Annotated in this window: 11 protein-coding genes and 1 pseudogene; 5 read left to right on the top strand and 7 right to left on the bottom strand. The window is 72.2% G+C overall.

Going from position 1 to position 12,228, the window contains the following annotated elements; genetic code table 11:
* The first annotated feature begins 110 nt into the window (after positions 1 to 110).
* Positions 111 to 977 (top strand): glutathione-dependent disulfide-bond oxidoreductase, encoded by an 867-nt coding sequence (gene yghU, locus bpln_RS05645; RefSeq protein ID WP_042624356.1) that lies wholly within the window; start codon positions 111 to 113, stop codon positions 975 to 977.
* 72 nt (positions 978 to 1,049) lie between these two features.
* Here yghU and bpln_RS05640 read toward each other — a convergent pair whose 3' ends face one another.
* From bpln_RS05640 to bpln_RS38240, 6 genes and pseudogenes are all read right to left on the bottom strand, one after another.
* The gene (locus tag bpln_RS05640; protein WP_042624355.1) at positions 1,050 to 1,715 is read right to left on the bottom strand and encodes an O-methyltransferase; all 666 of its coding nucleotides are present in this window, start codon (positions 1,713 to 1,715) and stop codon (positions 1,050 to 1,052) included.
* 93 nt (positions 1,716 to 1,808) lie between these two features.
* Positions 1,809 to 2,192, bottom strand: coding sequence for a VOC family protein (locus tag bpln_RS05635; RefSeq protein WP_042626466.1), 384 nt, complete (start codon positions 2,190 to 2,192; stop codon positions 1,809 to 1,811).
* A 234-nt stretch (positions 2,193 to 2,426) separates the two neighbouring features.
* Positions 2,427 to 3,038: a TetR/AcrR family transcriptional regulator gene (locus bpln_RS05630; RefSeq protein WP_042624354.1), complete on the bottom strand. Its 612-nt coding sequence runs from the start codon at positions 3,036 to 3,038 to the stop codon at positions 2,427 to 2,429.
* A 101-nt stretch (positions 3,039 to 3,139) separates the two neighbouring features.
* Positions 3,140 to 5,938 carry a DNA ligase D gene (ligD, locus tag bpln_RS05625; RefSeq protein WP_055139453.1) on the bottom strand — a complete coding sequence of 933 codons (2,799 nt, stop codon included), beginning with the start codon at positions 5,936 to 5,938 and terminating at the stop codon, positions 3,140 to 3,142.
* Positions 5,939 to 5,957: 19 nt separating this feature from the next.
* Entirely contained in the window at positions 5,958 to 7,058 is a 1,101-nt protein-coding gene (gene ku, locus bpln_RS05620) for a non-homologous end joining protein Ku (protein WP_055138284.1), read from the bottom strand.
* A 173-nt stretch (positions 7,059 to 7,231) separates the two neighbouring features.
* Positions 7,232 to 7,898: pseudogene (locus tag bpln_RS38240) on the bottom strand (hypothetical protein).
* 373 nt (positions 7,899 to 8,271) lie between these two features.
* On the opposite strand from bpln_RS38240, the gene bpln_RS05610 reads away from it, so the two are divergent.
* The gene (locus bpln_RS05610) at positions 8,272 to 8,679 is read left to right on the top strand and encodes a PRC-barrel domain-containing protein (protein WP_042624351.1); all 408 of its coding nucleotides are present in this window, start codon (positions 8,272 to 8,274) and stop codon (positions 8,677 to 8,679) included.
* A 146-nt stretch (positions 8,680 to 8,825) separates the two neighbouring features.
* Entirely contained in the window at positions 8,826 to 9,419 is a 594-nt protein-coding gene (locus bpln_RS05605; RefSeq protein WP_055139452.1) for a GNAT family N-acetyltransferase, read from the top strand.
* A gap of 280 nt (positions 9,420 to 9,699) precedes the next feature.
* On the opposite strand, the gene bpln_RS05600 is transcribed toward bpln_RS05605, so the two are convergent.
* Positions 9,700 to 10,158, bottom strand: a complete 459-nt coding sequence (locus bpln_RS05600; protein WP_042626464.1) for a DUF3455 domain-containing protein — start codon at positions 10,156 to 10,158, stop codon at positions 9,700 to 9,702.
* Here bpln_RS05600 and bpln_RS37285 point away from each other — a divergent pair.
* Positions 10,088 to 10,384 carry a hypothetical protein gene (locus bpln_RS37285; protein ID WP_171907441.1) on the top strand — a complete coding sequence of 99 codons (297 nt, stop codon included), beginning with the start codon at positions 10,088 to 10,090 and terminating at the stop codon, positions 10,382 to 10,384. The two genes, bpln_RS05600 and bpln_RS37285, sit on opposite strands and share 71 nt — an antisense overlap.
* A gap of 306 nt (positions 10,385 to 10,690) precedes the next feature.
* Positions 10,691 to 11,821 carry a TIGR03118 family protein gene (locus bpln_RS05595; RefSeq protein ID WP_055138283.1) on the top strand — a complete coding sequence of 377 codons (1,131 nt, stop codon included), beginning with the start codon at positions 10,691 to 10,693 and terminating at the stop codon, positions 11,819 to 11,821.
* Positions 11,822 to 12,228 lie beyond the last annotated feature (407 nt).

The following is a 12,228-nucleotide window of genomic DNA, read 5'->3' as shown; positions in this document are numbered from 1 at the left end:
CGCGGCTAGAGTAGCGGGTTCGACGCGGTGCTTCAGCGAGGCGCCGCGCCCGCCCCTTCGCCCCGCGGCCCCGCACGCGGGCTGTCGATGCCCTTTTCGGAGAACATTGCATGAGCCAGGATTCCGTCTACGTCCCCCCGGCCGTCTGGACGCAGCGCGCGCCGTCCGGCGGCCATTTCGCGAACATCAACCGCCCGGTGTCCGGCGCGACCCACGAGAAGGCGCTGCCGGTCGGCAAGCATCCGCTGCAGCTCTATTCGCTGGCCACGCCGAACGGCGTGAAGATCGGCGTGATGCTCGAGGAACTGCTCGCGCTCGGCCATGCGGGCGCCGAATACGACGCCTGGCTGATCCGCATCGGCGACGGCGACCAGTTCGGCAGCGGCTTCGTGGACATCAATCCGAATTCGAAGATCCCGGCGCTGGTCGACCACGGCGGCGCCGCGCCGGTGCGCGTGTTCGAATCGGGCTCGATCCTGCTCTACCTCGCCGACAAGTTCGGCGCGCTGGTGCCGACCGATCCGGCCGCGCGCGCGGAAACGCTGAACTGGCTGTTCTGGCAGATGGGCTCGGCGCCCTACGTGGGCGGCGGCTTCGGGCACTTCTACGCCTACGCGCCCGAGAAGCTCGAATATCCGATCGACCGCTTCACGATGGAGACCAAGCGCCAGCTCGACGTGCTGGACCGCCTGCTCGCCACGCGGCGCTACATCGCCGGCGACGCCTACACGATCGCCGACATCGCCATCTGGCCGTGGTACGGCGGCCTCGTGCAGGGCGAACTCTACGGCGCGGCCGAGTTCCTCGACGTCGGCACATACACGCACGTGCAGCGCTGGGCCGACGAGATCGCCGCGCGGCCGGCCGTCAAGCGCGGCCGCCACGTCAACCGCGTGCGCGGCGACGCCTCGGAGCAGCAGCACGAGCGCCACGACAGCGCCGATCTCGACCGCTTCGCGCCGGCCACGCGCGCGTAACGACGCGCGCGCAACGGCACGGCCCCGGCCGGCGCGCGCCGACGCAAGGCAACGCGCGCCGGCCCCCAAACGTCAACCCAGACGCATCGACAGCTCGACGTCGCCGCCGAACGGCGTCGACAGATAGCCGTGCCGGGGCGCGCGCACGCGTGCCAGATACTCGGGGCTGTGCTCGGCGTTGTCGGCCACCACGAACGCGCCGGGCCGCAGCCGCGGCTCGATCAGCGCGAGGATCTCGGGATAGAGCGACTTCGCGCCGTCGAGCAGCAGCAGGTCGACACGGTCCGGCAGGCCGGCCGCGAGCGTTTGCAGCGCGTCGCCCTCGCGGATCTCGACGAGATCGATCAGGCCGCCCACCGTCAGGTTGTGGCGGGCGCGCGCGATCTTCGACGGCTCGAACTCGCTCGTGATCAGCCGGCCGCCGCCGTTGTCGCGCAGCGCGGCGGCCAGATGCAGCGTCGAGATGCCGAACGAGGTGCCGAACTCGACGATGGTGCGCGCGCCGCCGCCGCGCGCGAGCTGGTACAGCAGCGTGCCGGTGTCCCGCGATACCGGCAGCGGCAGATCCTTCATGCGGCCGTAGAAGTCGAGATAGTCGGTCTTGCTGCGCATCAGGCGCGTCAGTTCCCCGTCGGGCAGCCCGGCGGCGGCGCGGCTCATGGCCGGCGCCGCGGCGTCGGCTTCGTCGAACAGGCGCGCGAGCAGCGGCGCGAGCGGGGCGGTGGTCAGGGTGCTCATGACTTACTCCATGAAAAGGAAGTCTCGTTTCAATCGGCAGGATGACTAAACGATCGCGCATCGATCCGGGCCCCGGACCGGCGCGTCGCGGGCTCAGTCGAACGTGCCGCGGTATTCGGGGGCCGCGTCGGCGCGCGTGTTCAGCTCGAACATCACGCCGCCCGGCGCCCGGCAGAAGAAGCGCGAGCCGCGGCCGTTGTTGAAGATGCCGGTTTCGAGCGCCACGCCGTCGCCTTCGAAGCGTTCGTAGAGCGCGCGCACCGCGTCGATGTCGGGCATCTCGAAGCCGGCGTGGAACGATCGCGGCCAGGCCGGCGCGCCGTCGTCGACGTGCTCGATCACCACGTCGAAGCCGGGGCGCTTGAGGATGTAGGACCGGTCCCAGGTACCGGCGACCGTGAAGCCGAGATAGCGTTCGAAGAAGGCGGCGGTCGCGGCCGTGTCGGCCGAGGGAAAGCTCAGGTGATTCAGTTTCATGATGGCGTAAGGGCTCCGGATGAACCGGCGGTGATCCATGGTCATCACCGCCAGCGCCATCAGAATACGGGCCGGGGCCGGCGGCCGGCTACTCGCATTGCCCGCGCCCCGGCGCGGCGCCGGGAACGCCGCGCGGCAGGCCGCGGCGGCCCGGTGCGGCGCGCCGGAGCCGGCTCGCCTTGCTCACATTCACGGCTCGCATTCCGCCAACACGGGCGGGCCGCCGCGAGCGCCTCAGCCGGCGCTCCGATGCGTGAGATAGCCGAACACGGCCGCGCGAACGCGCCGTTCGAGATGAGCCACGTCGCGTTCGCCGCGCTCGCCGGCCGCGTCCACCAGCCCGCGGATCATCGCGCACAGATCGGCCGCGGCGAGCGCCGGCTCGGGGCAGGCCGGGAACGCGCGGCGGATCACCGTCGCGACGATCTCCGGCATCGACGCGCATCGCACCGCGTCGCGCAGCGCCGGATTGCCCTCCTGCACGTCGAGCAGCCGCGCCAGCATCGGGCGCTCCAGCTGCTGGCGCGCGGCCGCGCCAATCAGGCGTTCGAGCGCGGCGGTGCCGTCGGGCGCGTCGAGCGCCGCCTCCAGATCCTGCTGGAAGCGCAGCATCTCGCGCTGCATCAGCGCGACCGTCAGGGCATCCTTGCCGGGGAAATACTGGTAGAGCGAGCCGATGCTGACGCCCGCGCGCTCGGCCACGGCGTTGGTGTTGAACCCCTCGATGCCGACCATCTCCAGCACCTGCGCGGCGGCCTCGACGATCGCGGCCACCGTTTCGGCCGCGCGCGCCTGGCTTGGGGTCTTGCGGGGCTGCAGGCGCGGGGCCGAGGTGCGTGTGGACATGGCGGGCGGGCGCCGCGGGGGCGCATGAGCGGTCGGATCGCCGTCATTGTACAAAGCCGGCGCACGCCGATCGAGCCCGGCCGGCGGCCGGGCGCAAGGCGTCAGAGCTTGCCGAGGCGCCGGCGCATCGCCGCCGTGATGCGCGTGCGCGCGGCATCGTAATCCTCCCACGGGTCGGCCCGCTGCGTGTCGAGCCGCGCCGGCAGGTTGGCGATCGTCCACTGCGCACCGCCCGTGGTGGCGGCCACCTCCTCCCAGGTGAGCGGCACCGATACGCCCATCCCGGGCCGCGCGCGCGCCGAATAGGCGGCTACCGTGCTCGCACCGCGCCCGTTGCGCAGGTAGTCGACGAAGATCAGGCCCTTGCGGTTCTCCGGCCCCATCTTCGCGGTGAAGCGGTCCGGCAGCTGCCCGGCCAGATGCCGCGCCACCGCCTGCGAGAACGCCTTCGCGTCGTCCCATTCCGTATGCCGCGTGATCGGCACCACCAGGTGCAGCCCCTTGCCGCCGCTGGTCTTGCAGAACGCGGGCAGCCCGAGTGCGTCGAGCAGCGCGCGCACCAGGCCGGCCGCCTCGATCATCCGCTCCCACGGCAGCGCCGGATCGGGATCGAGGTCGAACACCAGGCGCTCGGGCCGCTCGATCCGGTCCACCGTCGCGTTCCAGGTGTGGAATTCGAGCGCGTCGAACTGCGCGGCGCCCACCAGCGCGGCGGTGTCGTCGAGCGTCATCAGCGCGTCGTGGCCGGGATCGAGCCCCGGGTGGCGCGTGACGAAGCCCATGCCGCGCTCGCCCGCGTGCTTCTGGAAGAACGATTCGCCGCCGACGCCCTTCATGTAGCGCACCAGCGACACGGGCCGCCCGCTCAGTTGCGGCAGCAGCCAGCGCGCGACCGACGCGTAGTAGCGCACCACGTCGATCTTGCGAAAGCCGCCGTCCGGATCGACCATGCGCTCCGGATGCGTGATGCGCACGCCCGCCACGGTCGAGTCCGCGGCTTTCGTTGCCTTCGTTGCCTTCGTTGCCTTCGTTGCCTTCGTTGCCTTCGTCGGCTCGTTCGCCCCGGCGCGATGGCCGCGCCTGGCGTTGCCGGCCGTGACGGGTTCGGTCGTGGCCATCCTGGTTCCCGTGGTTTGCCCTGCCGTCGGCACGGCGGTTTCCCTGACGATGCGCGCGGCCGGCTTGTCGTCGCGCAGCGCGACGAACGCCGCCTGCCGCACCAGCCCGTCGGCGGTCCAGCCCGCGAACTCGCATTCGGCGACGAGCGTCGGCTCGACCCAGCGTACCGCGTCGCCGCGTGAAGGCGGCGGCACGGCGAACGGCGCGCGTTCGCATTCGAGCGCCGCGAGCCGCTTCGCGAGCGCGGCGAGCTGCCTGGCGTCGAAGCCGGTGCCGACACGGCCGACGTACTGCAGGGCGCGCGGCTCGCGCGCGCCGTGGCGGCCATGCCGCCGCGCGCCGTCCGGCGCCGCGTGGACGCCGAGCAGCAGCGCGCCGAAGTGGCTGCGGCTGCCGCGCGGGGCGCTGTAGCCGCCGATCACGAACTCCTGGCGCTGCCGGCATTTGAGCTTGATCCATTGGCTGCCGCGTCCGGCGCGGTAGGCGCCGTCGGCGCGCTTGCCGATCAGGCCTTCGAGTCCGGCTTGCGCGGCGGCCTCGAGCAGCGCCGCCGGCGGGCCGTCGAGCGTCGGCGAGAACCGCAGGCAGCCGGAATCGGAATCCGCCAGCAGCGCGGCGAGCCGCTCGCGGCGCGCCTCGAGCGGCACGGCCTGCAGCGCGCGGCCGTCCAGATGCAGCAGGTCGAACACGAAGCAGACGATCGCCGCGTCGTTGCCGTCGGACAGCGCCTGCTGCAGCGCCGAAAAATCGGGGACGCCGCGCGCGTCGAGCACGACGGCCTCGGCGTCGAGCCAGGCGTTGTCGACCGGCAGCGCCGCGAACGCCGCGCACTGCGCGCCAAACTTCGCGCTCCAGTCGAGGCCCTCGCGCGTCAGCACGCGCACCGTACGGCGCCTGCCGCGACCGGCGATGCGGATCAGCACGCGGTAGCCGTCGAACTTCATCTCGTAGCGCCAGCCCTCGTCCTCGGGCGGCACGGCGACGAGCATCGCGAGCTGCGGCGCGAGCGTGTCCGGCAACGCGGCGCGGCGCGCGCCGGGAAGATCGCTTCGGGTGCGCGATTTCGTTGCCGTCGATTTCGTTGCCGTCGATTTCGTGGCGGCCGGTTTCGTGGCGGCCGGTTTCGTGGCGGCCGGTTTCGTGGCGGCCGGTTTCGTGGCGGCCGGTTTCGTGGCGGCCGGTTTCGTGGCGGCCGGTTTCGTGGCGGCTCGCTTCGCCGCCGCCTTGCCGTGCCGGATGCGTCGTCCCGTGGCGGGTTCGTCCGCCGGTACGTCGCCGGCCGCGTCGTCGCGCGCCTTCACGAGCAGCCACGACGACTTGCCCCCGGCTCCCGGCATCGCGGTGCGGATCAGCGACCAGCGCCCCCGCAGCTTCGTGCCGTCGAGTTCGAACGTGAGCTTGCCGTCGCGATAGCCGCGCCGTGCGCCCGCCACGCCGCCGTCGGGCCGCCAGACGCCGTGGTCGTCGATCCGCACGCTACCCGCGCCGTAGTGGCCGGGCGGAATCTCGCCCTCGAAACCCGCGTAGTCGAGCGGATGGTCCTCGACGTGGACGGCGAGCCGCTTGTCGGCCGGATCGAGGCTCGGGCCTTTCGGCACGGCCCACGATTTCAGCACGCCGTCCAGTTCGAGACGGAAGTCGTAATGCAGGCGCCGCGCGTGATGCTCCTGCACCACGAAATGCAGCGGCCCGGCCGCGCCACGCCGCCGCTTCGCGCCGGCCGGCTCGGGCGTCGCGTCGAAGCGGCGCCTGCGCTGGTATTCGGAAAGGGGGTCGGCCATCGTCGTCGCCATCCGCGCGTCAGGCGGCGCGCTTGCGCGACGCGGGTGCCGCGCTCGTCGAGCGGCCGGCGGACTTGCGGCTCGCGCCGGGCTTCGCGTCCTTCTTCGCGTTCTTCTTCGCAGCCGTTTTTGCGGCTGGCTTCCCGGCGGATGTCACGGCAGGCTTCGAGCGGCTCGACGTGCCGCTGGTCTTCGCCGCCCGCGCAGGTTTCGCCGCCGCGCGCGCCGCGGGCTTTCCGGCCGCCGTCTTCCTGCCGGCCGCCTTGCCGTTCCTCACCCGCCCCGCGTCCTCCTCCCCGGCATCCTTGCCGGCGCCGCGCCGCCCGCCGCCACCGAGGCTGCGCCTCAGCAGCTCGGTCAGGTCGAGCACGTTGGACGACGTCTTCGCCGGCGCGTCGGCGTGCGGCGTCTCGATGGTCTTCGTCTTGCCGGCCTTCACCTTGCGCTCGACCAGCGCGAGGATGTCGTCACGAAACGTGTCGTGGTACTCGTCGGGCGCCCAGTCGCCCGACATGTCCTCGATCAGCTTGCGCGCCATCCGCCGCTCCTGCGCGCTCGCGCTGGCGCCGCGCTTGCCGCCCTTGCCGCCCGACAGTTCGTCGAGCCCGCGCAGCTCGTCCTGCCAGCGCAGCGTATCGAGCGCCAGCACCTCGCCCACCGGGATCAGCGCGGCCAGATGCTGGCGCTCGCGCATCACCACCAGCGCGATGCCCACCCGGCCCGTCTCGGCCAGCGCATCGCGCAGCAGCGCGTAGACCTTCTCGCCGTTGCGCTCGGGCAGCAGGTAGTAAGGCGTGTCGAGATAAAGAAACGACACGGCCGAGGTGTCGACGAAGGTGAGGATGTCCACCGACTGCGTGGACTCGGGATTGGCGGCCTGGATCTCGTCGTCGCCGAGCACGACGAAGCGCTCCTTCTCGTACTCGTAGCCGCGCACGATGTCCTCGCGCGCCACCTCGCGGCCGGTGCGCTTGTTCACGCGCCGATAGCCGATCGGGTCGAGCGAACGCCGGTCGAGCATGCGAAACGACGGCTTGACGGTACGCGTGGCCGGCACGAGCCGCACCGGCACATGGACCAGCCCGAAGCTGATCGCGCCTCTCCAGATCATCGCCGGCATCGCTGCCCTCCTCTCGTGACGGGTTCGCACGCCGCGACGCGCAGGTTCGCGCCGCCGCCGCGCCACCGGCGACGCAACATGCATGCCACGTGCGCCGCGAGCGGGCAGGCGCCGCGTTCGAATCGCCGCCGGAACGTCGCCGGCACATCATCGGACGGCGCCGTCGAGCCAACTCATCCGTCCGCTCCGCGCCCCGCTCCACCGCCACGCCGGCGGCCCGTTTCGGCCGCCGGCCTCACATCATCTTGCGGCGCGCGCTCCGCCTTCGCCGCGTCGGCCGCCGACGCCACGTCGCGACCCTCCTCGGGCGGAGGCAGCACGGCCTCGAAGCCCATCGACTGGAGCCACATCTCGCGCGCCCAGCCGCGAGTGTGATAAAGGTGATGATCCTTGTCCGCCTCCACCTCATCGTGCGCCTCCTTGAGCACCCGGGCGGCGTCGCCGGACAGCCGGTCCGCCGCGCAGCCGGTCAGCGCCCGGTTCAGGTGATCCTTCGTTTCGGCCGGCACCACGCACTCGGCGGCCACGATCTGCGCGACCGCCGGCGCCGCGTTTTGCTTCGCCGGCTCGATCGCGTTGACGAGCGACTTGCCGGTTTCCATCACCGCGCGGCGGCCCGCCGTCTGCGTCTGCTCGTCGAGCCCGAGGCTGCGGAACACCAAACGCAGCACATCCTGGTGATGCGGCGTCTGCCGATAGTCGTGCTCCCATTGGTCGTGCAGGCCCTGATCGATCGCGCAGGACAGCGCCGCCCGATAGATCCGCGCGCCGCCCAGCTCGGTTCCAGCGCCTGATACAGCACTCGTGTGTACCCGGTTCCTTCGCCTTGCTGCATGCCAAGGCTGCCTCCGTGAAGAATGGGCCGCGACGAACCGGCCCGGCCGTCACCGGAGCATCGCGCAACGGCCGTGCCGCGCGCCCGGGTTGCCGGCCGCCGCCGCCCCGGGCGACAACCGCGCAAAAGCTGCATGACGTTGTAAAAAGGAGGCCCCCGCGCGCGGCCGGCCGGCTCGCCCGCGCCTCGCGCGATGGCACGGCGTTTGCGTGGTCGGGAGCGGGGCATCGCGCCGGAACCGGCGGGCCCGGGTTCCGGCGGCGGCATCGACAGGCGCCGCGCGGCACCCGCCCGACCCGCCGGCTCGATCGATCCCGCAGCAGCGTCCCACGTCCGGCTTCGCGCATCCCGCGCCGCCATCTCGAAGGAGGTATCCCGATGAAAACGCCCGATACGAAACCCGCCGGCTCGCGGAGCGGCCCGCTTGCCGGCTATCGCGAGACCGATCCGAGCGGCGCGCTGCCGATCGCCGCGCATACGCTCGAAGGCGCCAGCGTGCGGGCCGACGACGACGTGGACGTGGGCCACGTCAGCGACCTGCTGCTCGACCTCGGCGGCGGGCGCATCACGCATGTGCTCGTGACGAGCGCGAAAGGCCAAGGCGATCGCCTGATCGCGATTCCCTGGCAGGCGCTGGCGGCCGACACCGAGGGCAAGGGCCTGCGCGTGGCCGTGTCGTCCGAGCGCGTATTCGCGGCGCCCGACTTCGACCGCAACCAGCTGCCGTCCGCGCGGCCAGCCGACTGGGCCAGTTCGATCGAACGCCACTTCGGCTCGCGGGCCTGACGCGCGAGGCCCGATGCGCTGCCCGCCTGCCGCGCCATGCGCGATGCGGGAGGTCCGGTGCCTGATTGGCGACGCCGGCCATTGCGATTCGCGCGGCGCGGGCACACTGGTGTAATGTCGTCGCTTTGCGCCGCGCCGAGCCCGCCATGCCCGCCTTCGAACCCATCACGATCATCACCCGCCGGCTGCGTCTGCGCGCGATGCGCGACGACGACTGGCAGGCCGGCTTCGCGCTCTGGTCCGACGCCGACGCGATGCGCTACTTCTCGTTCCCGCCGATGATCGAGCCGGCGCACGCGCGGGCCCGCACGGCGCGGCTCGCGCAGGCCGCGGCGTCCGGCGAGGAATTCGTCTGCGTGGTGGAGGCGCTCGCGAGCGGCGAGCCGCTCGGCGACTGCAGCCTGTTCGATCACGACGCGCAGTGCCGCCGCGCGCAGCTCGGCTTTTCGCTGCAGCGCCGCCATTGGGGCAACGGCTACATGACCGAGGCCGTGTCGGCGCTGCTCGACCATGCGTTCGACACGGTGGGCCTGCGCCGTGTCGAGGCCGACGTCGATCCGCGCAACGAGGCGTCGACGCGCCTGCTCGACCGGCTCGGCTTCGTGCGCGAGGGCTTGCTGCGCGAGCGCTGGATGGTGGGCGGCGAAGTGTCGGACAGCGCGATCTACGGGCTGCTGCGGACCGACCGCCGTCCCGCCGCGACGGTCACGCCCTCGCTCAGCGACGCCGGCGGGCGCTGAGGCGCGCGAGAGCCGAACGCGGCGTCATGCATTCACGAGGCCGGGCGGCTCGCGCGCCGCGCCCCCGATTCCAGCCTGTCACGCCACCGGCCGCGTGAGGCAAGCGGAAATGCCGCCGGCCGTGCGATGCCGCCCGGTGGATCGCGGCGCGCCCGCACGCGTCCACCCGCCCCGACACCGCTTCCAGCCAACGCCATCCCGATGCCGCACGCAGCCGGCCGCGTGAGCATGGTCCGCGCACGCGGCGCGGAAAAACCGCCGGGACGCCTCGCGGCGACGCTCAACGATAGAACACGTATTGCGCGAGATACGGCACGCTGCCCGATTGATGCTCGCTCGCGCACGGCGCGGCCGGCGCGGTGCCGCCGACGGTATGGATGCGCTGCACGTAGCGCACCCCGGCCAGCAGCCCCGCCGCATCGGTGCCGTGCGTGAGCAGCAGCAGTTGCGGGATGCTGCCCGGCGTCGCGCTCGGCTGCTGCGCGCGCACCTGCCCGACGATGCGGCTGCCGTCGCCGGCCTGCCACGACGGCCCGGCGCCATGGCGCAGCACCTCACGGCCGCTGTCGTCGTAGAGCACGGCGCGCGGCTGCTTGAACACCCATTGCAGGCGATGCTGCGCATCGAATTCGCAGGCGTAGATCTGCACGCCCGACGCGTTCAGCGTCATGACGCGCACGCCCTCGGGTGCCTCGATCGCGGCACCGGGCGCCGCCACGGGAGCCGCACCGGGCGCCATCGCGCAGGCACCCAGCGCAAGCCCCGCGGCGCTGCAGAACGATGCGCACGCAACGGTTCGGACGACCGGCATCGTCGGCCGATCGCCGTCGTGCCCGACCGACCGCGCCGACGGCCCGGCCACGCCAACGCGGCGCGACCGGGAGAAGCCCGATAAAGCGAACGAGACACCCGCAAGCAGGCGACGCGAAAGGTTCGAATTCAACATGACGAAAGCCCCGGAGTAAGGATCGCGCGAACGCACGCCCCGCCGTCCTGCCGACGGCGGTATCCGTGCGACCACTCCCCCCCAGAACACCCGAACCCGCCCCGCTATTCCATCGCCCCGCTCGCCGGTTCCATCCACCGGATCCGTGCGCGATCCCGATGGAATAAAAGCCCCGGCCTCGTGTTCTGCACTCGACGAACGCGCGCTGCGCCGCCGCTGTCGGGGGGGGACACGGCGGCCACCCCGGCGCGCGCCGTCGCTGCATCCGCGCCGGCCAACCCAAGGCCGGCCGGACCCGAATCCCAACATCGATCAGGAATCCAACATGAAGACGAAACGCATTGCAGCCCTGGCCGCGCTGGCCGCCGTCACGGCCTTCACGCTCACCGCATGCGGTGGCGGAGACGACGACAACAATCCCGGCAGCCCCACCGTGACGGCCCCGCCGCCGCCCGCGCTGAAGACGCAGTTCAAGGCCACCACACTGGTGTCCGACGGCAGCGCCACCGCCGCGAACCTCGACCCGAACCTGAAGAACGGCTGGGGCATCGCGTTCAATCCGACCGGCGTGATGTGGGTGTCGGACAACAACACGCAGCGCTCGTCGCTCTATGACGGCAACGGCCTGGTGCAGTCGCTGGTGGTGACGATCCCGCCGAACGCGGCCGGCCAGAACGCCGGCCCCACCGGCATCGTGTTCAACAAGACCACCGACTTCCAGATCAGCGCGAACGGCGGCGCGGCCAGCAACGCCGTGTTCCTGTGGGCCACCGACGCCGGCACGATCGCCGCGTGGTCGCCGAAGGTGCTGCCGACGCAGGCCGTCAACGCGCACGACGACGGCACCGGCGGCGCCGTCTACAAGGGCCTCGCGATCGGCGTGAACAACGGCGCGAACCTCCTTTACGCGACCGACTTTCACAACAGGAAAATCGACGTGTTCGACAAGTCGTTCAACAAGGTCCAGCCCGGCGGCAGCTTCACCGACCCGAACCTGCCGGCCGGCTTCTCGCCGTTCGGCATCGCCGCGATCGGCAACACGCTCTACGTGTCCTACGCGCTGCTCGGCGGCAACGGCAAGACCCAGGTGAACGGTGCCGGCAACGGCGTGGTGGACGCGTTCGACATGGCCGGCAACTTCGTCAAGCGCATCGCCGCCGGCGGCACGCTCAACTCGCCGTGGGGCATGGTGCTGGCGCCGGCTAACTTCGGCTCGGCCAGCAACGACCTGCTGGTGGGCAACTTCGGCGACGGCACCGTGGACGTGTTCGACCCGAACACCAACCAGTTCGTCGGCGCGCTGCCGAATCCGGACGGCTCGACCTTCAAGCAGGCCGGCATCTGGGGCATGTCGTTCGGCAACAACGCGGCGAACCAGCCCGCCAACACGCTGTTCTACGCGGCCGGCCCGACGCCCGCCACCGGCGTGTACGGCCGCATCGACGTCACGCCCTGAGTCGTGCCGCCGGTCGTGCCGTCCGTCGTGTTCACGATCGCGCCCCGCCTCGCGTGCCGAAGCCGGGCCGCGAGCGCGGCAGGCATGCGCCTTCCGCCACGATCCGCGCGGCCGCGGCCGCGCGTGAACGGCGCGGCCGGCGTGAGTCCGGCGCACGCCCCGGGCGCCGCCAGACCCGTTTCGAACAACCGCGCGAGCGCCGCGCGCCGGCGCCGCCGGTGGCGGCCGCCTGCCTCGCGCGCGGCCATCCGCAGTCCTGCCCGCCGGCGGTCCGCCGCCGCGCGGCCACGCATGCGCCGGCACGCCGGGCGGAATCGCGCCCCGGGCGCCAGGCTTCCGCGATCGCGCCCCCGGCACGCGTGCGCGGTCGCCCGACGACCGGCGATGCAGCAACCGGACCCCAGGGG

This window comes from Burkholderia plantarii, from assembly GCF_001411805.1.
Lineage (GTDB): Bacteria > Pseudomonadota > Gammaproteobacteria > Burkholderiales > Burkholderiaceae > Burkholderia > Burkholderia plantarii.
The sequence above is the reverse complement of the archived record's forward strand: the minus strand, read 5'-3'. Positions and strand labels throughout refer to the sequence as shown.

What these genes read in the sequence shown, in the direction of transcription:
- yghU (WP_042624356.1), top strand. Translation starts at nt 111, where the DNA reads ATGAGCCAGGATTCCGTCTACGTCCCCCCGGCCGTCTGGACGCAGCGC.
- bpln_RS05640 (WP_042624355.1), bottom strand. Translation starts at nt 1,715, where the DNA reads ATGAGCACCCTGACCACCGCCCCGCTCGCGCCGCTGCTCGCGCGCCTG.
- bpln_RS05635 (WP_042626466.1), bottom strand. Translation starts at nt 2,192, where the DNA reads ATGAAACTGAATCACCTGAGCTTTCCCTCGGCCGACACGGCCGCGACC.
- bpln_RS05630 (WP_042624354.1), bottom strand. Translation starts at nt 3,038, where the DNA reads ATGTCCACACGCACCTCGGCCCCGCGCCTGCAGCCCCGCAAGACCCCA.
- ligD (WP_055139453.1), bottom strand. Translation starts at nt 5,938, where the DNA reads ATGGCCGACCCCCTTTCCGAATACCAGCGCAGGCGCCGCTTCGACGCG.
- ku (WP_055138284.1), bottom strand. Translation starts at nt 7,058, where the DNA reads ATGCCGGCGATGATCTGGAGAGGCGCGATCAGCTTCGGGCTGGTCCAT.
- bpln_RS05610 (WP_042624351.1), top strand. Translation starts at nt 8,272, where the DNA reads ATGAAAACGCCCGATACGAAACCCGCCGGCTCGCGGAGCGGCCCGCTT.
- bpln_RS05605 (WP_055139452.1), top strand. Translation starts at nt 8,826, where the DNA reads ATGCCCGCCTTCGAACCCATCACGATCATCACCCGCCGGCTGCGTCTG.
- bpln_RS37285 (WP_171907441.1), top strand. Translation starts at nt 10,088, where the DNA reads ATGACGCGCACGCCCTCGGGTGCCTCGATCGCGGCACCGGGCGCCGCC.
- bpln_RS05600 (WP_042626464.1), bottom strand. Translation starts at nt 10,158, where the DNA reads ATGGCGCCCGGTGCGGCTCCCGTGGCGGCGCCCGGTGCCGCGATCGAG.
- bpln_RS05595 (WP_055138283.1), top strand. Translation starts at nt 10,691, where the DNA reads ATGAAGACGAAACGCATTGCAGCCCTGGCCGCGCTGGCCGCCGTCACG.